Consider the following 25,956-nt stretch of genomic DNA (forward strand, 5'->3'; position numbering starts at 1 on the left):
AGATCACTCCCCTTGATAAAAGGGGTCGGACTCCAACGTGCGGACTACACCGAAATGGTTTTCCCAACCAATTTCCTTTTTACCAGCACAGATTGTGCAGACGGCCAAAGGAGGGTTTCCCCTCAAAATCATGGGTTGTTTGATCTCCGGTGACTTCTCGACTTCGCGAACGATGCGATCAATATTGATGCCATGCAGGGCATCAGTTTCAATAACAGGAAGTGGAGCCACTTCAGTAAGATTCATGCGAAAGACTTCTCTCTCCGCTTGCGATACCAGATCAATTTTAGTTACCACAGCGATATCTGCCAGTGTCAACATCGGCCCGATTTTTCGTGGTAGGTTCATACCACTGGTCACTTCCAGTACGCATATAGCGAGTCCACCTTCAACATATGGGGCACAGCGCAGACATAATCCGGCAGTCTCAACGATAAAGATATCCGCCTGATTTTTCTCTGCCCATTCAACAGCCTCCTTTAGAATCAATACGTGACAGTGATCAGGACAGATTTCACCGGAATAAGCTGCCCTACTTGGAATGCCGAACTCTTCGCTGAACATCGTTGCTTCTTCGGCAAATTGCACATCTTCTTTCAAGTAAGCGACTCTTCGGCCTTGTGCGAGAAGCTTATTCGTAACCTGTTTTAAAACTGTGGTCTTGCCACAGGTCGGGGGGCCGGCGCAGATAATGAGCTTCATGACGATGTCTCCTTGCTGCTTGAGAGTAACGCACTCAAATCACTGTCCAGATTTTTTTCGCTAAGACGCTCCCCCTCCCACAGCCGCTTTCTAAAACGTAACATGAGATCATCCAGCTTGCCGATCCTATCAATAATAATAGCCTCTTCCTCATCGGGATAAATAATCTTTTCCATAGCCCCCCGCGACATCACGATTCTAAAATCGGATAGCAACGCAATGCGTGGATCGTGGGTCACGAAGACAAAAATCTTCTGATAGTTCCTCAGCAACTCCAAAGCCCGACCTCGATGAATTCCCGCGTTTTCGATCTCATCCAGCAATAAAATAGGCGAATTTCCAATAATTACAGCATCGGCAATCAATAGCGCACGAGTTTGACCGCCAGAGAGTTCGGTCATTGAGTTTCCCTGAATAATAGGTTCACCTGTTAGCTGGTTAGCAAAATCCAGAGTCTCCTCAACAATGGTTTCATGTTCATCTGCCCGTCTTATTTTTGCATGCATACGCAAAAAAACATCTACAGGCAGATCCGAGAGGAAATTAGTGTGCTGCGTAATCAAAGCAATTGGATTTTTGGAGGGATCATCCATAAGTTCTTCTGGAGGCGTAGCACCATTGATAAGCATTCGTCGGCCGGTGGGGGTGTTGGAATTGGCGAATAGTTCGATGTCATTAATCAGGGCCGTTTTACCAGAACCAGTAGGTCCGACAATGCTCACTACGTTGCCCATTTCGAGCTTAACCTCAGTCACCGTTTCTTTCTGTCCAACCTTTCCATGCCCACCCAGAAGAGTGACACTATGGACATCATCGAGGGTTAGACTCGGCTGCTCTTTATTATGTGAGTGGGAAAAAAAAACTGACATAAGCTCACCTTCTATATTTAGTATAGCCTAAATATTTCGGATTAGAAAAGCGTAGCCAAAAGTAGTGATTTACAGCTCAACAGCTTTGACCTACTCTAAATATTAACATAAAGGTCTGCCTAGGTGGCTATATGAGACGCACCAATATTAACTTTATCATCGATGTTATCGCATTCATCGGATTTGTCGTGATGACGATAACCGGTGTGCTTATGCGATATGTCCTACCTCCTGGTAGTGGTCACTATTCAACCATCTGGAGCCTTGATCGGCACGAATGGGGGAGCATCCACTTCTGGATGTCAGTTGTCTTCTTTTCCCTGCTTACACTTCATTTAGTACTGCATTGGCGCTGGGTCATGAGTGTCGTTACTGGTCGACCTAGCGAAGGTTCAGGGTTTCGGGCCGGACTGGGAATCGTTGGGCTCTTAACTGTAATTGCACTCGCCTTATCCCTATTGTTAACTCCAGTAAAAATAGATTTAAACAACAATGGGGCATCATTCAGCTCTAGCCATAAATATGAAGACACACAAATACGCGGCTCAATGACTTTAAAGGAAATAGAAGCAACAACCGGCGTGTCAGCTACTTATATTATCAAGTCATTGAAATTACCTGAATCAACATCAAAAGACGAACAGCTAGGTTCTTTAAAAAGAAAACATAAGTTTGAACTAATTGATGTCAGAGAAATTATAAAAAAATACAATAGCAAAAAAGAAAGGTAAGTAGCCCAGTGATTTATTGATCCATACTCAATGTCCGCTCCTTTAATCGGGCCATTCAGTCAAGCACCTAAAATATGCCGAGTTCGCCTCGGTTTTGTCTATCGTGGTGGGTCACGCTCCTTTCCGCAGTCGAGCTAATAGATCTAGCCCGCTGCACGCATAAGTCAGACAGAGTGGAGAGCCAGGCTTTTGGTCGCGCTTGGTTGGCGCAGCAGACATTTACGGCTTCATCCAGACATTCGTCCACACGAGGGACGTTTCTGTTATAGAGCTACGAAGTCAGTTCATGTTGTCACCTCCGTAGAGCCATAACGGAAATCGGTCTCATCAATCCATATCCTGTGCAGGATGACAGCAAGCTTTCGTGCCACGGCAATCACAGCTCGCCTGTGCCCTTTAGTTTTAGAGAGGCGCAAACCCCAAGCCTTCAGATATGTCCATTTATCAGAGCGAATCACCAGCGAGTGCGCCGCCACATAAAGGGCAGAGCGAACATCGGCATCGCCAGCTCTGGAGATATGCCCCGGATTATCCAGCTCACCGGATTGAAAACGCCTCGGTGTTAAGCCGAAGTGTGCAGCAACAGTGCGTGACCGCTTGAATCGTGATGGATCATCCACGCCAGCCTTGTAGGTCAATGCTGTGATTGCTCCAACGCCTGGCACTGTCATCAATCGCTGGCAGATCTCATCCTTCCGTGCCAAGGCAAGAACTTGTCCATCCAGTTTGAGATAGGTTTTATAGAGTATTGACCGTGCATCAAGTAGTGGGATGAGGGAATTGGTCATCAGGCCATGCTCTTCGACTATCGGGCGTACAACATCATCAAAAGCACCATGCTTAACCGAACAGGGAAGCTTGATGCCAAGCAGCCTGATCAGTCCGCGAATCTCGTTCTCCAGATCCACACACTTCTTCAAAACCGCTTTCCTGTCTGACAGCAAGGCACGGATCAGGTGACTCTCCATGCTTTTAACATGGACGCGGCTGTACCAGCCACTACGCAGGATTTGCGCGATACCTCGCGCATCATTCTTATCTGTCTTGTTACGCATGGCTGAAAGCGCTGCGCTGACTTGCCTTGCTTCCATGCAGATCACTTCAAACCCTGCGGCCTGCAATCCATAGCTGAGATATTGAGTTAATGTTCCTGCTTCAAAGCCAATAGATTTGATCTCAGGGCTGAACCGCTTCAGACAGGAAACAATCTCATCAACCTCTGAAACCACCTTATCTTCGAAGCAAACCACTCCGTTATCATCAATAATACAGATGGAAACCGAACGTAGAGATACATCCAATGCAGTGTAATAAGCCATGATAAACCTTCTTGCTGCTCGCTATGCGAGCTACTAGGAGCTTAGACGATAATCGCCAGCCCGATTACCGATGCTTCTGGCCGACTATCGCCTGTGGCGCGACCGGCTAGGTGCGGCCAACTTCGGCCATTCGAATATGTCTGTTATTGATATCACTATGGTAAATGGTCATGGCAAATAAAAGGGGGCCAAAGGCCCCCTTGCATGGGTTTTATTTTGATATGGAACTGCTCAGGAGTATCACTCTCAGATTCTGTCAACAACTTCCTTAACAAGATGCTTTTTCTTTTCTTGATATTCTTTTTCAGTTATTAGCCCACGCTCTTTTAGTGAAACGAGTTTTTTTAGCCTGTCTTCCAGATCACTGAATTCGTTGCGTTGTGAGTTAACTTTACTGCGTGAAGGCTTGTAAAATTTACCCACAGTACATGCTGAACGATCCAAGAAGTCTGGAACGTACATTTCCAAATACTTAGCGAGGGTTTTAGGATGTGTTGCGTTTATGGAGTTGAATTGTTTGCTGGTCATTAAAATCAAACAGCGGTCGGGGTTTTTAAGATTCTTATTGACCCTAGAGTCTGAAGCTGACTTCGCATAATTTTCAATTACTTGCCTGCGATCCGAGCCATCTGTGTAAGAGATTAAAACTTCGGCTATAGTCTCGGCGGAAACTATAGGTGTCTGCCCTATAAAAATTATTGTTCCAGTGAGGGCAGTTAGTGCCATTTTACTAATTTTCATTACCAAACCTCCTCTTTAGTATTCACTATTCTTGGCACAATCCTAACAAATAATTGTGACATTCACATGACAAGAAAACGTCCAGTTTTGGCCGAACCTCGTCGTTGGCAACTGGCGTAAACCGGCCAAACCCGGACACTAACTAGACAGACCTTCTAGTTCGAGTCCTGCTCGGGGAGCCGTGTGGGACTTGAACGGGAGGTGTGGTGAACTTCCTGTTCTAGTCGGGTTCAGTCAGGCGCAAAAGAAAGCGGGCGCACTAGGTACGCCCGCTTAATATCATGGCATGCTCTCGTTGCTCGCCAGAGTGATTATAATGCTACTGGAAGGCTACTTGGCTTTCTTAAGAGGTGCCTCTGATGTGACTGCTGGCGCTGAGCTCTGGGTTGGTGAGTCTTTATAGACCGACTTCGAAGGGATAAAGAAGAAAGCCAGAATATAAAGAATAATGAAGACAAAAGGAGCCACCTTGATGAAGAGCGGCAGTTTGTCCGCCTTCTCTTTGAGGCCGCGCAGCAGCGGCGCAAGGGTAACGCGCTGTGACATGATCACACTGGTCTGGCGCTCCATGATGGCGGTTAAAATGGAGTAGGCCAGCTCGTGATGGTTTTTCATCAATTCAGTGAAATCTTCCTGTTTAAGGGAGTAGACCACGCAATTCTCAAGTGCACTTACATCGGCGGTCTTACGCTTGTTGTTCAAAAAACTGAGTTCGCCGAAAATAGTTCCAGGCTCGAGCTCGGCAAGAACGACGCGGCCTTCATAGCGGTTGTTGTCCTCAACCTTGGCCTTGCCTGAGCGCAAGATTTCAAGCGTACCACCAGCCTGCCCTTCGGTAATGATTTTTTCACCGGTGGAGAAGTTGGAAATGGTGAGGCAGTTAAGGGCACTGCGCTCAGCGGCTGTGAGCTCCCTTTTCAGGATGTTCTGTTCCATCCATGAAGTGTCAATTGCCATTTGTTTCTCCTGTTTTTCCAATCGTTATACACATTGCTTGTAACGGCTAACGACATTCTGCATTTTTTTGTTGCTGCGAACACTATAAATGGTTTCGCAGCTGTTCCGTGAGATTAGTCACCAATACCATGGGTAATTGTTGTAGCTATTATAAGAGCTCAGAACTGTTTACAGGAGCCACATCACAGCACCTGTGGTGGCCATGGCGGCAGGGATGTTCCAGTGGCCGGGAATAACAGCGCGGGCAGCTGACGCAGTCATGGCGGCAATCAGGGTGGCAATAAAGAGGATGCGCCAGTCAGTTCCGTGGTAAACATGGAGGCCCCAGCAGAGCAGTAACGTGCATGCTGCGATCAGGATGAGGTGGCCGGCGAGCGTCTGGTTGGGATGGGCGGGAAAGCCCAGTCGACGAAATTTGAACTTCAGACTGCTAAGACGGTCGACCTGGTTGGCCGCAGGAAAGGCAAGGCAGAAACAGAGGGCCAGGCCAAATCCGAATTCAGGGATTGTCTGGAACCAGAGGGTCGCAATGAAGATGGCAGCAATGCTGTGGGTGAGTGGTGGCAGGTTGGGGCGATAATAGATGTCGATGTCGATGTCGGTGTCATCTACCTTCGGGCTCCATGCACCTTTTAAGTGTTGCCAGAAGGGCGCTTTCAGGCTGATAGCAGCCAGACTTAGCAGGATCAGTGCCGTGACGCCGAGCCACAACCAGCGGCTATCATTATAAACCGGCCACATGAGTACCCAGATTGATAGCAGTGGGGGAATGGCGTGCTGAATCGTCTCAGGTGGGGCACCGCGACGCAGTAGCATGACTGAAAACCATGCCAGTTGCAGGATGCCTAGCAGCACCAGTACATTAAGGACGATGTCGGTCATGGTTATGGTTTCTAGCATGGCGGCAGGTTAGGGGCTGATGGCACTTACGGCAAATACAGTGTGAGGGTGTCTGCCTTTGCCGAAAGCCGGCAAAACCGTTAGATTGCTGTTCAAGTTTTGATGAGGAGGGATGGATGACCCAGGACGAAATGAAGAAGGCAGTGGCTGAAGCTGCGTTGGAATATGTGAAAAGCGGCACAATTGTCGGAGTAGGAACCGGTTCGACTGCAAATATGTTTATCGATGCGCTGGCCGGCATGAAGGATGATATCCTTGGAACAGTTGCCAGTTCGGAAGCAACCGCATCCAGACTTGAAGGTCATGGGGTTCCGGTTCTGAGCCTGAACGATGCGCTAAAACAGGTAGACTCCCTCTCTGTCTATATTGATGGTGCAGACGAGTTTGACGCTGGCAGAAACCTGACCAAGGGCGGCGGTGGCGCATTGACTCGTGAGAAGATTGTAGCGGCTGCCTCTGATCAGTTTATCTGTATTGTTGATCAGACCAAGCAGGTGAAGCATCTGGGGGCGTATCCTCTTCCTGTTGAAGTGATTCCGATGGCAGAGGAACTGCTCATGATTGAGGCCAAAAAGCTGGGTGGTAGTCCGATTCTTCGCGAGGGGTTCACGACCGATAACGGCAACATAATTATCGATGTGCATGGCCTGGTCATTACCGATCCGCGCGGGCTCGAGGATCACCTCAACAGCATTCCGGGCGTAGTGACCAACGGCATCTTCTCTCATCAGGGGGCGGATATCGTGTTGATGGCAACACCTGAAGGTGTGGTTACCCTTTAACAGAGGATTGAAGGCACACTTTTGATATAGCTATGAGTAACACTGCTATTGACCACGGATGGGGGAGAAAATATGGGAGATGGTTGGGTAGATCGAGGAGCGATCGCCGGTTCTGACCAGAGTGTTGCGGATGCCGAAGCGTGGAGGGGAAGCGGTACGATACTGATTATCGATGATGAGGTGATCATCCGCGAGGTGGCTGCGTGCATTCTCGAGGATATGGGCTTCGAGACCATGACTGCTGAAAACGGATGGGAAGGCGTTCAGCACTATCTGGGGAGTCGGGATCAGATTGTCGGGGTGCTGCTGGATATGACGATGCCAAAGATGGATGGTATTGAGTGTTTCAGTCAGTTGCGTGGCATCAATCCCAAGGTAAAGGTTGTGCTGTCGACTGGTTATAACGAGAGGGTCGCATCCGGCGGTTTTGCCGGCAAGGGGCTGGCCGGTTATATACAGAAACCGTATGAGCCCAAAGCGTTGCGAGAGAAAATGCGCTCCATGCTTGAGGGTGACAGTTTATAGCGGAGAGGTATAGAAAGCAGTATGGACGCTGTTCTGATGGAAAATCCGGACTAGAGTCCGCCCCTATGCAAGTAAGTGATTTTGACTTCGAACTTCCAGAACATCTTATAGCCAAAAAGCCTTTGCAGCAGCGCGATGCTTCGCGCCTGCTCTGTCTGGCATCATCCGATGACGCCATTGTGGATGCGATGATCCGCGACCTTCCCGCTCTGGTGAAGCCCGGTGACCTGTGGGTGCTTAATGACACTCGGGTTATTCCCGCCCGACTGGTGGGTGTTAAACCCAGCGGTGGCAAGGTTGAGGTTCTGCTGCTGGAGCCGGCAGGGGAGAACCATATCTGGCTGGCGTGGGGGAAATCGAACAAACCACTTAAGCCGGGTACTGTTGTTAATTTTTCCGATGAGTTCAGCGCCGAGGTGTTGAGCCGCGACGGAAAAAACATTGAGGTGCTGCTTCGTGCTGATGATGTGGCTGCCGCGATTGAAGTACATGGGCATATGCCGCTGCCTCCCTATATCGACCGCCCCGACAGTGAAGAGGATAAAGAGCGTTATCAGACCGTATTTGCCAGGCATGCCGGCGCGGTAGCTGCGCCCACGGCGGGCCTTCACCTGACGGCTGAGCTGATGGCTGCGATGCAGGATGCCGGTGCCAGTTTTGCCCATGTCACACTGCATGTTGGCCCCGGCACCTTTCAGCCGGTACAGGTGGACGATGTAGATAGCCATGTGATGCACGAGGAGGCCTATATTGTGCCGGCGGAAACAGCTGCGCAGGTGAACCTTGCCAAGGCTGAGGGGCGGCGTGTGGTTGCTGTCGGCACTACCTCGCTGCGCACATTGGAAGCTGCCTCTGCCGGGGGCGAACTGAAAGCCGGTGCCGGCAGGACTTCCATCTTTATCTATCCCGGCTACCATTTCCAGATTGTGGATGCGCTGCTGACCAATTTCCATTTGCCGAAATCGACCCTGATTATGCTGGTGGCCGCGCTTGCCGGCCGTGACCGGGTGCTGGCTGCCTATGCGCATGCCAGAGAGGAAGAGTACCGTTTCTACTCTTACGGTGATGCGATGTTTGTTCCCCGGAGGTGTGAATCGTGAAGGTTTATATTGCCCAGATTGCACCGCGCGTTGGTGATCTGGATGGCAATGTCCGCTTGATTCATGAGGTGCTGGCCAAAGCGGAAGCCGGTGGCTGTGATCTGGCTGTTTTTCCGGAACTTACTGTAACCGGTTACCCGCCGGAAGACCTGCTTAAGCGGCCCGCTTTTATGGATGCAGTTGAGAAAGCTGTCGGACGGGTGGTCGAAAGCACGGGTTCTGTCTGCGCCGTATTCGGTGCACCGCGCCGTGAAGGTTCACAGCTGCGCAACAGTGTATTGCTGACACAAAATGGTAAACTGATCGGTGTTTATGATAAGCAGCGGCTGCCTAATTACGGCGTATTCGATGAGCAGCGCTATTTCAGTGCCGGCGACGGAAGTTGTTCGCTGATGGAGGTGAACGGCTACCGGGTCGGCGTCGGAATCTGCGAAGACCTCTGGCATGACGACCTGGCAAAGGTACAGGCGGAGATGGATTGCGACCTATGGCTGAACCTCAATGCCTCTCCATTCCATCTTGGTAAGCAGTTGCAGCGCGAGGCGCTGGTAGCAAGGCGTGCCATACAGTTCACTGTGCCCGTGGTGTATGTGAATCCGGTCGGTGGACAGGATGAGGTTGTCTTTGACGGTGGTTCGCATGTGGCCGACAGTCAGGGGAAACTGCTGTTTCGGGCCCCGATGTTTGAACCATGGTGCGGGATTGTGAATCTCGGTTCAGTCAGGCGCGAACCGCTGACACCGTTGCCGGAAGATTTGGAGCAGGTGTACAAAGCGCTGGTGCTGGGCGTGGCTGATTACGTGCATCGCAATGGTTGCAAGCAGGTGGTGATTGGCCTCTCCGGCGGCATCGATTCAGCACTCACAGCGGCAATCGCGGTAGAGGCTCTTGGTGCGGAGAATGTGCTTGGCGTGCTGCTGCCATCGCACTACTCCAGCGACCATTCACTCATCGATGCAGAGGCGCTGGTCAGTAACCTGAGCATGGAGTCGATTACGCTGCCCATCGCCAATGGTGTTGATGTGATTGAACAGATATTAAGTGACACCTTTGCCTCCTGGGGTAAATCCGAACCGGATCTGACAGAGGAGAATGTTCAGGCGCGCATTCGCGGTGTTCTGTTGATGGCGATTTCAAACAAAACAGGGCGCATGGTGCTGACTACAGGCAACAAATCAGAGATGGCAGTTGGTTACGCCACGCTTTACGGTGATATGGCTGGCGGTTTTGCAGTGCTCAAGGATGTGTATAAAACACAGGTGTTCGCACTTTCGCGCTGGATAAACCGGGATGTTGAGCGCATTCCGGAAAACACCATTACCAAGCCGCCTTCGGCTGAACTCAGGCCTGATCAGAAGGATTCGGATTCACTGCCCGATTATGAGGTTCTTGATGCAATCTTGGCAGCCCACATCGAGGAGCGCCTGGGCGTGGAAGAAATTGCTGCGCGCGGTTATGATGTTGCCGAGGTCAAGCGTGTGGTGCGTATGCTGCAGCTTGCAGAGTATAAACGACGGCAGTCGCCACCGGGTGTGAAAATCACTGAACGTGCGTTTGGCCGGGATCGGCGCTATCCGATCACCCACGGTTTCTGGGAGTAGTTGAATAGCTACATGCGATCCAATGGTTGCTCCACGACTGTGAATGAAGCAACTATCCCGCCCATGGAAGGGCGGCGGGCGTAGCCCGTAAGCGCAGCAAAACCACGCTTTTGTGGAGCAATTAAAGGTCGAGGGCAGGATGCTCCGGCAATAAGGCAGGACTGCCGTTTGGTCAGCCATAGGCTGCCCGAAGGGTGAAGGTCATGGATGACCTGAATCAGACGTAGGAGAATAAAGTGAAGAAAATTGAAGCAATCATCAAACCGTTCAAAGTCGATGACGTCAAAGATGCACTGGGTGAACTGGGTATCGATGGCATGACAATCACCGAGGTAAAAGGCCATGGCCGCCAGAAAGGACATACCGAGCTCTATCGTGGTGCCGAATATGTGGTTGATTTTGTACCCAAGGTGAAAGTGGAAGTGGTGGTTGGCGATGATCGCGTTGAAGAGGCGCTTGAATCGATCTGCAGTGCTGCTTCCAGTGGTAAGGTTGGCGATGGAAAGATTTTCGTTTCCCCTGTTGAGCAGGTGATTCGTATTCGTACTGGCGAGCGCGACCACGAGGCACTGTAGTACGTTCTTCAGATTGCCTTTATATCCATATTATGACACAGTCACGCCTCTCATTTTAGCGGGTGGGACTTTCTTTATTAGACACAGGAGAATTAGTTGTGAGTGACGCAATCAAAAAAGTCTTCGACATGATCGAAGAGAACGAGTGCGAGTTTGTTGACGTACGTTTCACCGATACACGCGGCAAATGGCAGCACGTTACCTATCCAATCCATCAGTTGAGCGAAGATTCTTTCGAAGACGGCTTTGCCTTCGATGGCTCGTCTGTGGCCGGTTGGTGTGATATTAACAATTCAGATATGGCTCTGATCCCTGATCCGACAAGTGCCAATATCGACCCATTCTTCGAAGCTTCTACACTGGTGCTGGTTGCTCAGGTTATTGATCCGATTACTGGTCAGGATTATAACCGCTGCCCACGTCAGGTAGCGCAGCGTGCATTGAGCTATATCCGCTCTGCAGGCATTGCTGATACTGCGTACTTCGGGCCTGAACTGGAGTTCTTCATCTTTGACGGTGTGCGCTTCAATAACGAAATGGGCAGCTGCGGCTACCAGATCGAGTCTGAGGAAGCGGCCTGGAACTCCGACAAGAACTTTGCTGACGCTTCTGAAGGCATGATGCGTAACTCAGGTCATCGTCCGCGTGTGAAGGGTGGTTACTTCCCGGTTCCTCCGGTTGACTCCCTGCACGAGATTCGCAGCGACATGTCACTTGTCCTGACTGATCTGGGCATTGAAGTTGAAGCACATCATCACGAAGTGGCGACTGCCGGTCAGTGTGAGCTGGCGATGAAATTCGCTGAGTTGATCCAGAAGGCGGATGAGGTTCAGTGGTACAAGTATGTGATTCACAACGTGGCCCATGCACACGGTAAAACTGCAACCTTCATGCCTAAGCCAATCTACGGCGACAACGGTACTGCGATGCATGTGCATCAGTCACTGTGGCTTAACGGCAAGAACCTTTTTGCAGGCGACAAATATGCCAACCTCTCACAGGAAGCGCTGTGGTACATCGGTGGTATCATCAAGCATGCCAAGGCCCTGAATGCGATCACCAACGCCTCTACCAACTCCTACAAGCGCCTGGTTCCGGGCTTTGAAGCGCCGGTTATGCTGGCTTACTCCAACCGTAACCGCTCTGCCTCTATCCGTATCCCGGTTGTTAACTCCGATCCGGCTCGCCGTATCGAAGTTCGCTTCCCTGACTGCACGGCCAACCCATACCTGGCATTTACTGCCATGATGCTGGCCGGTCTGGACGGTGTTGCGAACAAGATCGATCCGGGCGAAGCTGCAGATAAGAATCTGTACGACCTGCCACCGGAAGAGGGCAAGTTGATTCCTACTGTTTGTGGTTCTCTTGAAGAGGCGCTTAATGCACTGGATGCAGATCGTGACTTCCTGAAGGTCGGCGGTGTGATGGATGACGATATGATCGATGCCTACATTGAGCTGAAGATGGAAGAGCTTAATGAAGTTCGTATGCGTCCGCATCCGAAAGAGTTCGAGCTCTACTACTCCTGCTAATCGTTCGTGATGGCACGGAAACAGGAAAGGCCGCCCATGGGGCGGCCTTTTTTTTGATCAATTATAGCGGCTCAATGGCTGCTTTGAATCAAGAAGTTCTGGTCTGCCCTGAGATTAACCCAGCGCTGGAAGTGATCCCGTTCTATCAGCATCCAAGGGCCGGTCTGGGTGGAAAAGAGAACATGATCGGTGACTTTTCGTACGTTCCACGGATTTCCCATCTTCCTTGTCCACTCTCTGCCGAAATTAGAGATGCCGGTTATTTTAACAGATTTCTGGTGCATAACTGGGCCTCCTGTTTTTGTTGGATCAATGTGTGTGTGGCTACCTGTCTGATCCTTATATTTCTATCTATCGGCCCAAATCGAAACTAATTAAAGAAGTGTGCTTGAGCATATTGAAGGTTTTCACTCTGTGTGCTGCACAGGTATAGTTATGCAATGAGTGAACAGATTGATTTCATCCTTCAACATAGCCCTGAAAATTTACATGCTGATGTGCGGCGTGTGTATGAGGTGTCGCAGCAGTTTGCGACGCTGATGCGTAGCGTTGATGAGGAGGGCTGCAAAGCCCTGTTCAGGCCTGTTGATGAAGCTCTCCTGCCTGATGGCAGTGAAAGCTGGGTGCCAACCTGTGACAGTAGCGACTTTGTTACCTGCATGTCCCATCTGCGCCAATGCAAACATCGCGGACACCGCCACCTGATCTGGTGGGAGCTGGGGCTTGGTGGTGACATGGATGCCTCATGCCGTGCCATTGCCGATCTGGCATCAGGACTGATGGACGAGTCGCTGAAGATGGCTGAGCGCCTGGTTGCACCGCGTTACGGGTGTATTGAAGGCGGTTCGTTCTGTGTGATCGGGCTTGGCAAGCTCGGCGGGCGGGAACTGAATCTGGGCTCGGATGTCGATCCACTGTTTCTCTGGCAGGGAGAGGGTAGTTCGGTTGACGGGCGCCAGTCGATTCCTGCTCCTGAATATTATATGCACCTTTCGCGCATGCTGATACGACTGATGGGTGAGCGTACTGTGGATGGTATTGTCTGGCCGGTGGATATGCGTCTGCGTCCCGGCGGCGATGGCGCCGCCATTGCCCTGCATCTGGAAGCGACTTTAAGTCACTATCTTGAATATGGGCAGACCTGGGAGCGGGCAATGTTGATCAAGGCTCGCCCGGTAGCCGGAGATCTGGCACTCGGGCAGGCCTTCGTTGAGGGAATCTCACCATTTATTTTCAGGCGTTACCTTGATTATACCACGGTAGCAGCATTGGCCGATATGAAGCGGCGTATTGATGGGCAGGCAGGGCTTGGCGGCATATCACCGGGTTATGATGTGAAGCGGGGTAGGGGCGGTATCCGCGAAATTGAGTTTATTATTCAGTCGATGCAGCTGCTGCATGGTGGACGCAACAGCGAACTGAGGGTTCAACCGAGCATGCTGGCCATAGACCGCCTGATGGATGCGGGTGTGATCGGGGAAGAAGATGTGATCGAGTTGAAGTCGGCCTACCGGTTCTGGCGGCGCATTGAGCATGCGATTCAGGCACGGCGCGGTGAACAGACCCACAAGCTGCCGGAGGATTATGCCGGTTATCTCACCGCTGCGACCGGTATCGCAGGTGTCGAACAGCAGATGGTTCATCACGCCGCTATTGTCGAGGATGCATTCAGGAAGTTTGTCAAACCGGTCGGCGAGGAGGAAGTGGAGGAGAAAAACTGGCTCTCTGGTTCACGCGACGGGCTGGAAAGTTTGGGCGAGGAGGATTGTGAGCGCATGCTGCTGGCGCTGAAGCGGGTTGATGCGTGGCTCTCACGCGGACTTCTACCTGAGCGCAGTCGCATGCAGGTGGGCCGTATTCTTGAGCAGGCCATGCCGAAGTGGCTTGATGACGAGAATGGGGTCTCCGCACTAGAGGCCTTTGCCGACCTGATCCACTCCATTTCAGGTCGTGCCACCTGGGTTGACCTTCTGGCTACACATCAGGGAGCGCTGGACTGGCTGATTGGTGTGCTCTCCGCCAGCCGATATCTGGCTGATCATATTGCCAGGGATCCATCGTGGCTGGAGTGGCCATTGATGACAGAGCACAGTGAAGCGGATATCCGAAATATTTGTGCAGAACTGGATGCATTGGATAATCTTGATGATGTCGAACAAACACTGGCTGATATTGGTCGCTGGGTAGATCGGGCACGCCTGTTATCTGCGCTGGCCGTTGATGCGCATACGGGCGATGTAATGACCATTGGTGGCTGGATGGCCGATATTGCCGATGCCGCTACGGCTGCAGTGATCCGTCTCTGCCTGTTTCAGATGGATCTGCCCAAGGCGTTTCCGTTTGTGGCGCTGGCTATGGGTAAACACGGTTCGCATGAGATGGGGCTGGTTTCTGACCTTGATATGGTTTTTATTATTGTACACGACAATCCGAGTGAGATGCTGGGCAAGAGAAGCATGAGTGAACATGCCCAGCGAATCGGGCGCCGGGCTATCCAGTATCTGACCGCAGTGCCGCCATTCGGGGCGGGCTTCGAGTTTGATGCACGTCTGCGTCCATCGGGCAGTAGTGGCGTGCTGGTAACCAGCCTGACCGGCTTTCACGATTATCAGTTGAATGATGCGCAGACCTGGGAGCATCAGGCGTTGTGCAGGGCACGGCCTGCGGCGGGGCCTGATGATGCAAAAATAGCGGTTGAGGCCGTGGTGACAGAGATTCTAGATCAGCAAAGGGATCGTGGGGCGTTGGCCTCTGATGTCGTGGAAATGCGGAGGAAAATGATCGACCATCTGGCCAGTAAGTCGGATGCTGTGACCAATCTCAAGCATGATGCGGGTGGTCTGGTTGATATTGAATTTCTTGCCCAGTATGCGCGACTGGCGTTTGGCGGTGCGGGACGCAGAACTATTGATGTGCTGAATAACCTTCCGGACTCAGCACCTGAAGCGTGGCGTGAGGCTGGCAACTGGTTGGCCGAGACCTACCTCGATTATCGCCAGATGGAGAATGCCCTGCGTGTTGAGTTGTGGCGTTCGATAGGCAAGCTGCCGAATAATGCGCAAGCGACCGAGTGGAAAACCATGTGCCGCCATGCAGCCATTCACTCTCCTGATGCGCTGACAGCACGTATGCAGCGGGTGCATGAAACATTCAATCGACTTTTAACTAACTGAGGAGTTTAAGGGGAGAGGTTGGAGGCAGGGGCGAGAATCGAACTCGCGAATAAAGGATTTGCAGTCCTCCGCCGTAGCCACTGAGCCACCCTGCCGTTAACAACCACTTGAAATAAAAAGGGAGGAGAACTCCTCCCTTTTTAATCTGGAGCGGGTAACCGGGCTCGAACCGGTGACCTCGACCTTGGCAAGGTCGCGCTCTACCAACTGAGCTATACCCGCTAACGGGGCGAATAATGCCGTCTGTTTTTTCATTGTCAAAGGTAACGATGTCATAAAATTGAAAAAGGAATCATTCTGTCGCGCCAAACTTGATACTTACGGGCAGGGGATGGGTGGTACATATGGGCATGTGCATTGGTTGGAGGCAGGGGCGAGAATCGAACTCGCGAATAAAGGATTTGCAGTCCTCCGCCGTAGCCACTGAGCCACCCTGCCATTTGAACCGGAACAAATAAAAAAAAGGGTCCTTTCGGACCCTTAATATGGAGCGGGTAACCGGGCTCGAACCGGTGACCTCGACCTTGGCAAGGTCGCGCTCTACCAACTGAGCTATACCCGCGGACGGCGCGAATAATGGCGATTGATCGGGGAGTGTCAAGCATTGACTTTTGGGTGGTAAATGCGTCAGATTATATCTCATGATCTGGTTACATTGAGATATATTCAAGACAAAGCTTCAGCTTCATATGGCATGACTCATATCTATTTTCAGGGAGACGAAACTTGAACGATACCGAGAATCGCAAGATCTATATTTTAGATACAAATGTGCTGGTCCATGATCCGAATGCATTGCAACGCTTTGATGAGCACGATGTTGTAATCCCGATTGTAGTGCTTGAAGAGATGGATAAGATCAAGAAGGGGCTGGATGAACTGGCCCGCAACGTGCGCGATGCCTCGCGCCAGCTTGATGAGCTCAGTGCAGAGTGCGAAGACCTCTCCAAGGGCTGTCTGCTGCCCGGCGGTGGCAGGCTCTATTTCGAAATGTCGACGATCGAATCGCTGAAACTTTTGCCGGATTCGCTGGCCAGAAGCGGTGGTGATAATCGCATTATAGCGGTAAGCCTCGCCATGCAGAAGCAGTATCCGGACCGCCATGTCATTCTGGTTTCCAAGGATATCAACCTGCGTATCAAATCGCGTGCACTGGGTCTTCGAACCGAAGATTACCGCTCCGATCGTGTGATTTCTGACCTCTCCATATTGCCCAGTGGCAAGCTGCGATTGGAGGAAGCGGACTGGACAGCGATGGCCGAGGATATGGAGGTAGGTGAGCACGACCACGGTAACCTCTATATCGTCACCTGGCCAGATGAGATGGATCTGCCGTTCATCAACAGCTTCGTGGTGCTGCCCGGCGATCGTGAGGTGGCGGTGCAGTGCACGCAAATTGATGAGGGGCGCAGGGTGCATCTCTGTGATATTACATCGTATCGCAGCGAACGCCACGCAATCTGGGGGATCAAGGCCAAGAACCTCGAACAGAATATGGCTATGAACCTGTTGATGAATGCGGATCTTGACCTAGTGGCAATGCTGGGACTCGCAGGTTCCGGAAAAACGTTGCTCGCGCTTGCCTGTGGCCTGCATCAGACGCTGGACATGGGGCTGTATGAGAAGATTCTCGTGACCCGTGCGACCGTACCTATGGGGCAGGATATCGGCTTCCTTCCCGGCACTGAGCGCGAGAAGCTGGAACCGTGGATGGGGGCGATTACCGATAACCTTTCCATCCTGCTTGGGGATGAGGCACAAAATATTGGCGATATCCTGGGGCAGCACAAGATCGAGATTGCCGCACTCTCATTTGCCCGCGGGCGCACCTTCACCAAAACATGGTTGATTGTGGATGAAGCGCAGAACCTGACGCCGCACCAGATGAAAACGATTGTTACCCGAATGGGCGAGGATTCGAAGATTCTCCTGCTTGGTAACAATGCCCAGATCGATACACCTTACCTGACAGCTCACACCAATGGCCTTACACAGGCGACGATGGCTTTCGCAGGCTGGGAACATGCCGGTCATATCGCACTGAAAGCGAGTGAGCGCTCAAGGCTTGCTGCCAGAGCAGTTGAAGTGCTTTAGGTGAGGTGATGAAATAGAGTGTTAATCAGCTGTTGTTGGTGTCATCTGTATGGGTGAGCCAGTCAAGCGCCTCGGTCCTTTTTTTGAATGCTTTCAGCTCTTTATTGCTGTTTGGTAGTAGATTCCGATAGCTGATGTACATTTCTGAAAGGCCAAAAGAGAGGGCTGAGTTAACAACGATGGCAACTTTTGTCTGAACATCCGGCCGGTCCGACTGTTGAGCAATCTTGCCGATCTCTTTTATCCCTTTCGTGGTCAGATCGAATTTTGTGGTATGACTGAAATCCAGCAGCTCGTTATATAACTGATAATCCCTGATGCATCTGATCTCTTGCTGGTATCTGGTCATTGCGGCAATAAGTTCATTGTCCGAAGCCTCTCCTCTCCAGATTGTGAGGATCAGTTTTTTTGCGTTATCGATATCATGCTTTGCGGGCATATGCTCCACCGGCGTTAAGTGAATAGAGTTGCTTGGTATAACGCTCCTATAAATTGTTTTTATATTATAGGCGAAGAAAATTAAACCGCTATGAGCTGTTATTCAGGTTAATCCATATGGTGTGTTGGTGATGAAAACCATCAAGTAAAGAACAGTGGCTATCACCATAGGGTTTTTAATCAGATTAGCGGGGTTTATTGAAATTTCTTCTCTATACATAACTACCTCCACAGTTGTTGTTGGAGAAATGATATCGCCACCTTATTTCGGGAATGTAAGTTTAATCACAAATTAAAGGGCCCTGGGTTTCGAGCAGGATCATTAGCCGAACACGGTCAGCGAGTAGCTCAGTTGCTTCCGCTGGTTAGACACCACTCCATTGTCTATACTGATATACATGATTGTGCGGATAACATTCACATTATTACTGGTTGCCTCCCTGTCAGCAGGGTTTGCTCAAGCTGCAGTTGGCAGGCAAACAGACCAGTATCGAGACTTGATCGATCAATTCAAAAAAGCCCCGCGTGGACCTTTTCAAGGTGTGCAGTGGTTTTGCAAAGATGGGTCCGTTTGGCCTCCAAAAGAGAATGCGTGCCGTAAGCACGGGGGTGGACATCAGCATGGGGATTTGAGCGACCGTGCGTATGCACTGCGCGCAAATGGTTATCTTATTGCCAATGTAATTTCCGGGCTTGAGCCTGAAGATTTTGTTGGCCCAGATGCCAGACTGGATGATTACAGGCAAATTCTGCTCGAACGGTTTCTCATTCGGGTCGATGATGGCTGGGTATTTCGCAGGGCCCGCTATTACCGGGGTGCCTTGCAGGTCGAGGATGAGCAGGTGGCTGCCAAAAATATTATGGCGGCACTGCTGGCAGATGCAGCATGGATGACTCCCGAGCGTTACCTGTTGTTACGTGAATCGACGCTGTTGCTTCCTCTCGCTGTGGAGCCCCAACTGGGGGCAAAGATACGGCAGGCTGCCAGTGACATTTCGGAGGCCGATGAAGGTTTTTATGAGCTGCGTGTCAAGGTGCACAGCATGCCTGATGCAGGTGACTCGGAAAGGGTTCGAGCCTATGCCCGAGAGTCAGGCCTGGATGATTTGCAGGAAGCGTATGAATCACTAGCTGTTGATATGGATGCGCTGTATGCCATGCATACAACACCCAGCCAGCTCAAGCTGTTGGCTGAAGAGTCATGGAACAGGAAGTTTAAAAAGGAGATGCTGGATACTATAAATGCTCTCAATTCTGCAAAGGGGCTTGCAGAGGCTATTGCAGTTACGGCATCCAGAGCACAGAGATTTCGCAAGATACTGTTGCAGGAGAACAGTTATACGGTACACAACCGGTTACGGTTTTTACGCGCCTCGCTGATTCTGGAGCAGGAGGCCTACGCCTTGGGCAATCAGTTGCTGGAAACATCCGGTCAGGCAAGTCGGGGTGCCCGGCTCAGCTGGTTGCGACACCTTGGTGCGGCAGTGCATGCAACTGGAATGTTGTCTGATCGCCAGTGGCAGGAAATTCAGTCTGAGTTATTCAGGCTCGGCGAAAATGGATCTCTCAGTGTTGCAGAGTATTACGCTGGATTGCGTTATCTGGCGCGCATCACACAGTGGTCCCAGCGTTCGCTGGAGTTTCATTTTGGAGCTACCGTCGAACGGTGGCATGTGTTGACCGACCTGGCTCAGAACTTTATTCCTGACCGCGTACGTAGCAGCCCTCTACTGCCGTTTACCGGAATTCTGGATTCGCTGATTGCTGATGCCAGCCAGCTCAGTGGAATGAAACACAGGGTTTTCGGGCAAGAGGTTGCTACAGGTGTGCGTGGACTTAACCCTGGCCTTCAGCGCGGGATACTGCTTCTCTCTCCTGAGCGTGGCACTGAGATGCGTACTGATGGCATCTATATCCTGCAATCCACCAGGCAGGAGTTAACGCCAGTGGCGGGCATTATTACCCGCGGAGAAGGGAGCTCCCTTTCACACATGCAGCTGTTGGCCCGCAACCTTGGTATCCCTAATCTGGTTGTCGATGAGGCTCTCTACCCAAGGATAAAGTCACATGTCGGTGAGCGGGTTGTCGTAGCTATAAGCCATCAGGGTGTAGTTTCCATTGAACGCGATAGCCCTGAGTGGGATGTTATTTTCGGCGGGGAGACTCTTGCCGAGGAGATCACCATCAAAGCGGACCTGAATAAGCTGGATCTGGATGATAGGACGCTGAAGCCTCTGAGTCGTGTTCGCAGTCGTGACTCAGGGCGCACTATCGGACCCAAAGCTGCCAATCTTGGCGAGTTGTTTCATTTTTATCCGGACATGGTCAATCCTGGTCTTGTGATCCCTTTTGGAGCTTTCCGGCAGTATCTGGATCAGCCGCTTTATGATGGTGCCCCCAGTGCGTTTGAATGGATGAAATCCCAATACGACCGGCTGGATAGCATCAAAGACGCTACGCAGCGAAACCGTGAAACACGACTATTCCTGAATCTTTTACATGAATGGATTGAGAACAGTGATCCCGGTGAGGATTTCAAAAACAGCCTCCGACAGGCGCTTGGAAATGTCTTTGGGGAAGAGGGTAGTTATGGTCTGTTTGTGCGAAGTGATACGAATATCGAGGATCTACCGGGCTTCAGTGGTGCTGGTCTGAACCTGACAGTGCCGAATGTGGTGGGTTTCGATGCAATTGTTAAAGCCATATTGCGTGTCTGGGCCTCACCATTTAGTGAACGATCGTACGCCTGGCGTCAGTCACTCATGGTTATGCCGGAGCATGTCTACCCAGCTGTGTTGCTTATGAAGAGTTTTGCCTCTGAAAAGTCAGGCGTTCTGGTCACTTCTGATGTCGACAGTGGTGATCGTAGCTGGATATCTATTGCTGCCAATGAAGGTGTTGGCGGTGCTGTAGATGGGCAGGCTGCCGAGGAGATCAGGGTGCAGCGGGTTAGTGGTGACGTGAAGCTTCTGGCTCAGGCATCTGCCCCCCTGCAAAAGCTCCTGAATCCGAAGGGGGGCATTGAGAAGAAACCAGCCAGTGGAAGCCAGCATGTGTTGAGCCATGGTGAAATTGAGCAGTTACGAAGCCTGGTTGCTGATGTTGAACGGCGCTTTCCTCTGCCACGAGACCTGAGTGGATTGCCGGTAGTGGCTGATATCGAATTCGGATTTCAACAGGGCAGGATGGCGCTGTTTCAGATTCGTCCTTTTGTTGAAAGCCGACGGGCACGAAGTAGCCAGACATTGGTTGATATGGATCGCGATGCGTCCGGGAAACACGCTGGCAGGGTTAGATTGGATCAGCCGCCGCTCGTGTCGGGGGCATTGTGAAGAAAACCTTTTTATTCTTTGCCGTTTCATTGCTTTCACTGCCATGCACGCTGTTTGCCTATCCTCTTGATGGAGCTCAGGAAACCGGCATAGAGCGTCTGGAGGGTTATCGGCTTGCCCAGCAAGGGCTGGTTCCAGGCAATCGACTGCACAGTGGGGCGCAGCTTAAGATGGAACAGGTGCAGCTAAGGCTTCAGGGGAAACTCGATAGCGGGTTACCGGCTGTTGACCCATGGCTCTCGAAGCAGGTGAAAAAGCTGCTCGGAGAGGATGCGGAGGGCTACAGCATTTCCCTCCTTGATATCACCGATCCAGATCGCCCCCTCTATGCGGAACACGATGCTAATATGCTACGGAACCCCGCCAGTGTCGGCAAATTGATCGTGCTACTTGCGGTGTTCCAGGCACTTGCAGACATCTATCCGCACGATGTGGAGGCTCGTCAGCGTGTATTGCGCGATAGTCAGATTACTGCCGATGAGTTCATCCATTCGGATCATCATAAGGTGCCGTTCTGGGTTCCGGAGCAGATGCGCCTGATCAAGCGGCCTGTATCAGTTGGGGATACCGGAAACTTCTGGACCTACCTGGACTGGAGTGTCTCTGCCAGCTCCAATGCAGCTACCAGTATGGTGATGAAACATCTGCTGCTTCTACGCCACTTTGGCCGACAATATCCGGTTGCCAGAAGTAAGGAGGATGCCTATTTCAAACAGCGTTCGAGAAAGCAGTTGGGCGATGACCTTTTGCAAGCCCTACTTGGTCCTGTTCTGCGCAATGGCATGGATACCGACCTGTTGCGGCAGGGAAGTTTTTTTTCCAAAGTGGGCAAGCGACATGTGGCCGGTACGACCAGTGTCTGCACAACTCAGGAGCTGATGAATTATCTGTTGCGTATGGAGCAGGGCCGGCTTGTCGATGCCTGGTCCAGCCTGCAGATCAAGAGGCTGTTATATATAACACAGTTCCGCATTCGCTACGCCTACTCACCTGCATTGAAGGATGCTGCGGTCTATTTCAAATCCGGATCGTTTTACAAGTGCAAGCCGGAAGAGGGGTATAAGTGCGGTGCATACAAAGGTAACAAGCTGAATCTGATGAATTCTGTCGCTGTTATCGAAGCACCAGCGGGAGCACCGAGACTCAATTATATTGTAACGATTACATCAAATGTTTTGAGGAAGAACTCCGCGGATGAGCAGCAGAGGCTAGCGACTCGGCTGCATCGGCTTTTGCAAAAACTGCATCCGGTTCATGCAGGGCAACAATGATCTCATCCATTTCATGGATAAGCTTTTTCATCCATTGCCCACCTTTCGGGTCTTTGGCCAGAGCAACGGCAATATAACGGCGGCCATCATGCTCGATCAGAGCGCTGTCTGCATGATAGGTGCGCCAGGTTCCTGATTTGCGGTACATCTGCAGATCACCGTGATGATTCTCTTCCAGCCCTTTGACAAATTTGTGGCTGATGCCCGGTTTGGAAAGAATGTTTTTCATCTCATGTGAATGCTTCGGAGAGACCAGCTGCCCTGTCTCCAGCAGGTAATAGTAGCGAGCTGCCTGCATTGCTGTTGCCCCGTGGGAGAGTTGATGAAGGGGGTCGCGGTTGAAGGCCCGACCACCGGCATACTCCTTGCCAACCCACAGACCACCATTGTGGTTTGGGTCATAGAGTTTGTATTTTGGGGATGCGAGAATCTTATTGATATAGTCGCCACCTACCTTCCTGATCATTTCAGTGGCAGCCGTATTGGATGAGTGGCGGATCATGCTGGTCATCGTTTTTCGTAAATCATCATCCAGTGTTAGCTTTCCTTCGGCAATGCGTTCAAAGGCGGCCAGAAGAATAGCAATCTTGGGTAGGCTGGCGGCATACATCATTTCGTCACCATTTACCTGTGCCATGCTTGGAGAAGAGGGGTCGGTAATGTCTATCAAGGTAACAGCAAGACGTTTGTCCCGGACTGCTCTGCTCAGGTGTAGGGATGCAATACGCTGCTCCAGCATCTGCTGCATTAGCGGATTGGCCTGTTCGCGAACAGTGGGGTGAGTTTTCTTCATCGTCGTGGTTTTATGGCCACGCGGCTGATGTGAAGAGTGATCGACGGCGACAGATTTGTGGGGGACCAGCGTAAAGAAAAGTAGGCCGGTCATTAAACGGAACCAGGATTTCATGGCCAAACGTGACTTGCGTGCCATATAAACGCTCCCGCCGAAACGCCAGTCTCAGCTGTACAAGCTACTAAAGTATAGGCCATAATCGTTTATCATGTCAAAGTATCACTATCGGCCACTGCTTCGCTGCGCCCTGTTGTTTACGAACTTTTTCCTGATCATTGCAGCACTTTACCACCTGAAGCCGGTCAGTCGTTCAATCTTTCTGGAGGCAGTGGGCAGTGAATATCTACCCTACGTCTGGATGGCTACGGCTCTGGTTCTTGGCCTTATTGTCTCTTTCTACTACCGCCTAGTTGCACGCTTTTCACGATTGCATGTGGTCATTAGCACTGTGCTTATTATTACAGTGTTGCTGGTTTTCTTTCGCCTACTGCTGATTCAACCTGCACAGATCACAGCTTTCGCATTCTTTATCTTTGTCGATATTCTCAGTGTGGTTCTGGTGGAGCAGTTCTGGAGCATTACCAACACCGTCTACTCGGAAGAAGAGGGGAAGCGCTGGTACGCTTATATTGCAACCGGCGGGCTTGTCGGGGGTGTTGCCGGAGGGTTGGCTACAGGTGCCTTCATCAGGCACACCAGTTTGCAGAGCGTTGATCTTTTACTGGTTGCTGCGGCCATTCTGCTGGGGCTCATCGCACTTACGCTGGTGATGTATCGTACCGGCCTCTACAGATCGGAGCGTGGAGAGGGGGATGAAAGGCGTGTCGAGGAAGGCAGTTGGCGTGCAATCCTTGCCCACCGATACCTTAAACTGATTGCAGTGATTGTGCTTCTGGCACAGGTGGTTGAGCCGTTGGTGGAGTATCAATTCATGACAGTCATTGAAGCGGCTATTTCCGGCCGGGAAGAGCGGACTGCCTATCTCGGCGATTTTTTTAGCCTGTTAGGGGTGGTTGCTATCGCCATCAATCTACTTCTCGTGCCGCTGGTACATCGATGGATGGGCGTGATTGCGGGTCTGACAGCGCAACCGCTTGCAGTAGCCATCAGTTCACTGTTCTACCTCTCTTCTTCTGGCCTTGCAGCCGGAGCCGCACTCAAGATTGCCGATCGCGGACTCTCTTATTCCATTAACCGTGCCTCAAAAGAGCTCCTCTATGCCTCTGTTAATCCACAGCTTATTTTTCAAGCCAAAGCCTGGATCGACATGTTTGGATACCGGTTATTCAGGATATTGGGCTCACTTCTGATTCTGATCTTAACGCAGTGGCTTCCCAGCTCGGACCTGAGTTGGCTGGTTCTGCTGGTTTGTGTGATCTGGGGCGTGGCACTGGTGATGTTACGCAGGGAACATGCAGAGAGAGTGTTGAAGAGGGACTGAAAACAGTCCGGCAGCTTCTCAAGCTTTCGATAAAATTATAGCAGTGGCTACATTAACCGTTTGTGGGTATCTGCAGCCGCGATCTGCGGTGCAGCAGCATCAGCTGATGCAAAGCCGGCATGTTTAAAAATAATGTCGTCCATTTCGTGGATCAAGCGAGCCATCCATTCGCCACCTTTCGGATCATTGGCCAGTGCAACTGCGATATAACGGCGTCCATTATGTTCGATCAGGGCACTGTCGGCATGGTAGTTGCGCCAGCTTCCTGATTTTCTGTACATCTCTACCTCAGGATAATCCGTCATCAGCCCTTTCACGAATTTATGATTGATGCCCGGCTTGGACATGATGGTTTTCATTTCCTGTGAAGAGTCGGGTGAAACGAGGCGGCCGGTTTCCAGCATATAATAGAACCTTGCGACTTGCAGAGCTGTTGCACCGTGGGAAAGATTGTGTAGCGGATCACGATGGAAGGCTTTGCTACCAGCATACTCCTTACCGACCCAGAGGCCGCCATTGTGTTGTTTGTCATAAAGACGGTATTTGGGAGATGACAGAACCTGATTGATATAATCCTTGCCCACTGCCCTAATCATGGTTGTGGCTGCCGCGTTGGAGGAGTGGCGGATCATATTTGTCATTGTCTGGCGCGTATCATCATTGAGCGCCATCTTGCCCTCGGCAATACGTTCGAAAGCTGCTAGCAGGATGGCAATTTTTGGCAGGCTGGCGGCATACATCATTTCATCGCCATTGATCTGCGCCATGACTGGTGCAGATGGATCAGTAACATCCACAAGTGTGACAGACAGGCGTTTTTGTCGGGTGGCTTTACTCAGGTGGAGCTGTTTGATGCGCTGTTCGAGCCTCTGCTGCAGATCAGGGCTGGCTTGCTGGCGAATCAGAGGGGTTGAGAGATCAGCAGCGGCGGCAGAGCAGGGCATCGCAATCATCAGGCTACAGCATAAACTGAGCAGAATTTTCGATGTCATTGCTTGCCTCCTTTAAACTTAAGCGCCTGCATAATATTTGTGCATTGTGATTTGGCAATAACTAATAGCACAGCAAGAATAGGGCCTT

22 protein-coding genes and 4 tRNA genes are annotated in these 25,956 nt (G+C 51.2%); 12 read left to right on the top strand and 14 right to left on the bottom strand.

Annotated features, from left to right (window positions below):
• Positions 1-3 precede the first annotated feature (3 nt).
• Positions 4-702, bottom strand: coding sequence for a GTP-binding protein (locus Ga0123461_RS03735; protein WP_100277102.1), 699 nt, complete (start codon positions 700-702; stop codon positions 4-6).
• Positions 699-1,571, bottom strand: coding sequence for an ATP-binding cassette domain-containing protein (locus Ga0123461_RS03740; protein WP_100277103.1), 873 nt, complete (start codon positions 1,569-1,571; stop codon positions 699-701). Before Ga0123461_RS03740 ends, Ga0123461_RS03735 begins: the two co-directional genes overlap by 4 nt.
• 131 nt (positions 1,572-1,702) lie before the next feature.
• On the opposite strand from Ga0123461_RS03740, the gene Ga0123461_RS03745 reads away from it, so the two are divergent.
• Positions 1,703-2,302: a DUF4405 domain-containing protein gene (locus tag Ga0123461_RS03745; RefSeq protein ID WP_100277104.1), complete on the top strand. Its 600-nt coding sequence runs from the start codon at positions 1,703-1,705 to the stop codon at positions 2,300-2,302.
• A gap of 284 nt (positions 2,303-2,586) precedes the next feature.
• On the opposite strand, the gene Ga0123461_RS03750 is transcribed toward Ga0123461_RS03745, so the two are convergent.
• The 4 genes from Ga0123461_RS03750 to Ga0123461_RS03765 all read right to left on the bottom strand — a co-directional run bounded on the left by Ga0123461_RS03750 (position 2,587) and on the right by Ga0123461_RS03765 (position 6,219).
• The gene (locus Ga0123461_RS03750; protein WP_100277105.1) at positions 2,587-3,621 is read right to left on the bottom strand and encodes an IS110 family RNA-guided transposase; all 1,035 of its coding nucleotides are present in this window, start codon (positions 3,619-3,621) and stop codon (positions 2,587-2,589) included.
• Positions 3,622-3,867: 246 nt separating this feature from the next.
• The gene (locus Ga0123461_RS03755; protein ID WP_100277106.1) at positions 3,868-4,362 is read right to left on the bottom strand and encodes an SHOCT domain-containing protein; all 495 of its coding nucleotides are present in this window, start codon (positions 4,360-4,362) and stop codon (positions 3,868-3,870) included.
• 330 nt (positions 4,363-4,692) lie between these two features.
• Positions 4,693-5,319: a Crp/Fnr family transcriptional regulator gene (locus Ga0123461_RS03760; protein WP_100277107.1), complete on the bottom strand. Its 627-nt coding sequence runs from the start codon at positions 5,317-5,319 to the stop codon at positions 4,693-4,695.
• Positions 5,320-5,487: 168 nt separating this feature from the next.
• Positions 5,488-6,219, bottom strand: coding sequence for a hypothetical protein (locus Ga0123461_RS03765; RefSeq protein WP_100277108.1), 732 nt, complete (start codon positions 6,217-6,219; stop codon positions 5,488-5,490).
• 116 nt (positions 6,220-6,335) lie between these two features.
• Here Ga0123461_RS03765 and rpiA point away from each other — a divergent pair, with 116 nt between their 5' ends.
• From rpiA to glnA, 6 genes are all read left to right on the top strand, one after another.
• Positions 6,336-7,001, top strand: coding sequence for a ribose-5-phosphate isomerase RpiA (gene rpiA / locus Ga0123461_RS03770; protein ID WP_100277109.1), 666 nt, complete (start codon positions 6,336-6,338; stop codon positions 6,999-7,001).
• A gap of 72 nt (positions 7,002-7,073) precedes the next feature.
• Entirely contained in the window at positions 7,074-7,526 is a 453-nt protein-coding gene (locus Ga0123461_RS03775; protein ID WP_100277110.1) for a response regulator, read from the top strand.
• Between the two features lie 65 nt (positions 7,527-7,591).
• Entirely contained in the window at positions 7,592-8,626 is a 1,035-nt protein-coding gene (gene queA / locus Ga0123461_RS03780; protein WP_100277111.1) for a tRNA preQ1(34) S-adenosylmethionine ribosyltransferase-isomerase QueA, read from the top strand.
• Positions 8,623-10,227, top strand: coding sequence for an NAD+ synthase (locus tag Ga0123461_RS03785; protein ID WP_100277112.1), 1,605 nt, complete (start codon positions 8,623-8,625; stop codon positions 10,225-10,227). The genes queA and Ga0123461_RS03785 overlap by 4 nt, the downstream gene beginning before the upstream one ends.
• A 236-nt stretch (positions 10,228-10,463) precedes the next feature.
• The gene (locus Ga0123461_RS03790) at positions 10,464-10,802 is read left to right on the top strand and encodes a P-II family nitrogen regulator (protein WP_100277113.1); all 339 of its coding nucleotides are present in this window, start codon (positions 10,464-10,466) and stop codon (positions 10,800-10,802) included.
• Between the two features lie 98 nt (positions 10,803-10,900).
• Positions 10,901-12,334, top strand: coding sequence for a type I glutamate--ammonia ligase (gene glnA / locus Ga0123461_RS03795; RefSeq protein ID WP_198507115.1), 1,434 nt, complete (start codon positions 10,901-10,903; stop codon positions 12,332-12,334).
• 71 nt (positions 12,335-12,405) lie between these two features.
• Here the strand turns inward: glnA and Ga0123461_RS03800 are convergent, their stop codons facing one another.
• Positions 12,406-12,618 (bottom strand): hypothetical protein, encoded by a 213-nt coding sequence (locus Ga0123461_RS03800; protein WP_100277114.1) that lies wholly within the window; start codon positions 12,616-12,618, stop codon positions 12,406-12,408.
• 156 nt (positions 12,619-12,774) lie between these two features.
• Here Ga0123461_RS03800 and glnE point away from each other — a divergent pair, with 156 nt between their 5' ends.
• Positions 12,775-15,507, top strand: coding sequence for a bifunctional [glutamate--ammonia ligase]-adenylyl-L-tyrosine phosphorylase/[glutamate--ammonia-ligase] adenylyltransferase (gene glnE / locus Ga0123461_RS03805; protein ID WP_100277115.1), 2,733 nt, complete (start codon positions 12,775-12,777; stop codon positions 15,505-15,507).
• Between the two features lie 19 nt (positions 15,508-15,526).
• Here glnE and Ga0123461_RS03810 read toward each other — a convergent pair.
• The 4 genes from Ga0123461_RS03810 to Ga0123461_RS03825 form a co-directional block, all read right to left on the bottom strand.
• Positions 15,527-15,602, bottom strand: a tRNA-Cys gene (locus Ga0123461_RS03810).
• 51 nt (positions 15,603-15,653) lie between these two features.
• Positions 15,654-15,729: transfer RNA gene (locus Ga0123461_RS03815), tRNA-Gly, on the bottom strand.
• Between the two features lie 140 nt (positions 15,730-15,869).
• Positions 15,870-15,945, bottom strand: a tRNA-Cys gene (locus tag Ga0123461_RS03820).
• A 48-nt stretch (positions 15,946-15,993) separates the two neighbouring features.
• A tRNA-Gly gene (locus Ga0123461_RS03825) sits at positions 15,994-16,069 on the bottom strand.
• 164 nt (positions 16,070-16,233) lie between these two features.
• Here Ga0123461_RS03825 and Ga0123461_RS03830 point away from each other — a divergent pair.
• Complete coding sequence (locus tag Ga0123461_RS03830) at positions 16,234-17,601, top strand: PhoH family protein (RefSeq protein ID WP_100277116.1); 1,368 nt, start codon at positions 16,234-16,236, stop codon at positions 17,599-17,601.
• 25 nt (positions 17,602-17,626) lie between these two features.
• Here the strand turns inward: Ga0123461_RS03830 and Ga0123461_RS03835 are convergent, their stop codons facing one another.
• On the bottom strand, positions 17,627-18,040 hold the full coding sequence (locus Ga0123461_RS03835) for an STAS/SEC14 domain-containing protein (RefSeq protein WP_157819211.1): 414 nt from the start codon (positions 18,038-18,040) through the stop codon (positions 17,627-17,629).
• 628 nt (positions 18,041-18,668) lie between these two features.
• Here Ga0123461_RS03835 and Ga0123461_RS03840 point away from each other — a divergent pair.
• Together Ga0123461_RS03840 and Ga0123461_RS03845 are read left to right on the top strand one after the other, a co-directional pair.
• Positions 18,669-21,371, top strand: coding sequence for a PEP/pyruvate-binding domain-containing protein (locus Ga0123461_RS03840; RefSeq protein WP_157819212.1), 2,703 nt, complete (start codon positions 18,669-18,671; stop codon positions 21,369-21,371).
• Positions 21,368-22,642: a serine hydrolase gene (locus Ga0123461_RS03845; RefSeq protein ID WP_232710341.1), complete on the top strand. Its 1,275-nt coding sequence runs from the start codon at positions 21,368-21,370 to the stop codon at positions 22,640-22,642. The genes Ga0123461_RS03840 and Ga0123461_RS03845 overlap by 4 nt, the downstream gene beginning before the upstream one ends.
• On the opposite strand, the gene Ga0123461_RS03850 is transcribed toward Ga0123461_RS03845, so the two are convergent.
• Positions 22,533-23,573 (bottom strand): serine hydrolase, encoded by a 1,041-nt coding sequence (locus tag Ga0123461_RS03850; protein ID WP_198507116.1) that lies wholly within the window; start codon positions 23,571-23,573, stop codon positions 22,533-22,535. The genes Ga0123461_RS03845 and Ga0123461_RS03850 overlap by 110 nt on opposite strands.
• A 70-nt stretch (positions 23,574-23,643) precedes the next feature.
• Between Ga0123461_RS03850 and Ga0123461_RS03855 the strand changes: the two genes are divergently transcribed.
• Positions 23,644-24,876, top strand: coding sequence for an Npt1/Npt2 family nucleotide transporter (locus Ga0123461_RS03855; RefSeq protein ID WP_100277119.1), 1,233 nt, complete (start codon positions 23,644-23,646; stop codon positions 24,874-24,876).
• 47 nt (positions 24,877-24,923) lie between these two features.
• Here Ga0123461_RS03855 and Ga0123461_RS03860 read toward each other — a convergent pair whose 3' ends face one another.
• A complete protein-coding gene (locus Ga0123461_RS03860) occupies positions 24,924-25,868 on the bottom strand; it encodes a serine hydrolase (protein WP_100277120.1) in 945 nt (314 codons plus the stop codon).
• Between the last annotated feature and the right edge of the window lie 88 nt (positions 25,869-25,956).

Origin of the sequence: Mariprofundus aestuarium (assembly GCF_002795805.1) — a bacterium.
Classification (GTDB): domain Bacteria; phylum Pseudomonadota; class Zetaproteobacteria; order Mariprofundales; family Mariprofundaceae; genus Mariprofundus; species Mariprofundus aestuarium.

Excerpts from the sequence above, each read along its gene's own strand:
- Ga0123461_RS03850 (WP_198507116.1), bottom strand. The coding sequence starts at position 23,573 with ATGGCACGCAAGTCACGTTTGGCCATGAAATCCTGGTTCCGTTTAATG.
- queA (WP_100277111.1), top strand. The coding sequence starts at position 7,592 with ATGCAAGTAAGTGATTTTGACTTCGAACTTCCAGAACATCTTATAGCC.
- rpiA (WP_100277109.1), top strand. The coding sequence starts at position 6,336 with ATGACCCAGGACGAAATGAAGAAGGCAGTGGCTGAAGCTGCGTTGGAA.
- Ga0123461_RS03765 (WP_100277108.1), bottom strand. The coding sequence starts at position 6,219 with ATGCTAGAAACCATAACCATGACCGACATCGTCCTTAATGTACTGGTG.
- Ga0123461_RS03745 (WP_100277104.1), top strand. The coding sequence starts at position 1,703 with ATGAGACGCACCAATATTAACTTTATCATCGATGTTATCGCATTCATC.
- Ga0123461_RS03775 (WP_100277110.1), top strand. The coding sequence starts at position 7,074 with ATGGGAGATGGTTGGGTAGATCGAGGAGCGATCGCCGGTTCTGACCAG.
- Ga0123461_RS03800 (WP_100277114.1), bottom strand. The coding sequence starts at position 12,618 with ATGCACCAGAAATCTGTTAAAATAACCGGCATCTCTAATTTCGGCAGA.
- Ga0123461_RS03760 (WP_100277107.1), bottom strand. The coding sequence starts at position 5,319 with ATGGCAATTGACACTTCATGGATGGAACAGAACATCCTGAAAAGGGAG.
- Ga0123461_RS03755 (WP_100277106.1), bottom strand. The coding sequence starts at position 4,362 with ATGAAAATTAGTAAAATGGCACTAACTGCCCTCACTGGAACAATAATT.
- Ga0123461_RS03835 (WP_157819211.1), bottom strand. The coding sequence starts at position 18,040 with ATGCCCGCAAAGCATGATATCGATAACGCAAAAAAACTGATCCTCACA.
- Ga0123461_RS03855 (WP_100277119.1), top strand. The coding sequence starts at position 23,644 with ATGTCAAAGTATCACTATCGGCCACTGCTTCGCTGCGCCCTGTTGTTT.
- Ga0123461_RS03740 (WP_100277103.1), bottom strand. The coding sequence starts at position 1,571 with ATGTCAGTTTTTTTTTCCCACTCACATAATAAAGAGCAGCCGAGTCTA.
- Ga0123461_RS03750 (WP_100277105.1), bottom strand. The coding sequence starts at position 3,621 with ATGGCTTATTACACTGCATTGGATGTATCTCTACGTTCGGTTTCCATC.
- Ga0123461_RS03735 (WP_100277102.1), bottom strand. The coding sequence starts at position 702 with ATGAAGCTCATTATCTGCGCCGGCCCCCCGACCTGTGGCAAGACCACA.
- glnE (WP_100277115.1), top strand. The coding sequence starts at position 12,775 with ATGAGTGAACAGATTGATTTCATCCTTCAACATAGCCCTGAAAATTTA.
- Ga0123461_RS03860 (WP_100277120.1), bottom strand. The coding sequence starts at position 25,868 with ATGACATCGAAAATTCTGCTCAGTTTATGCTGTAGCCTGATGATTGCG.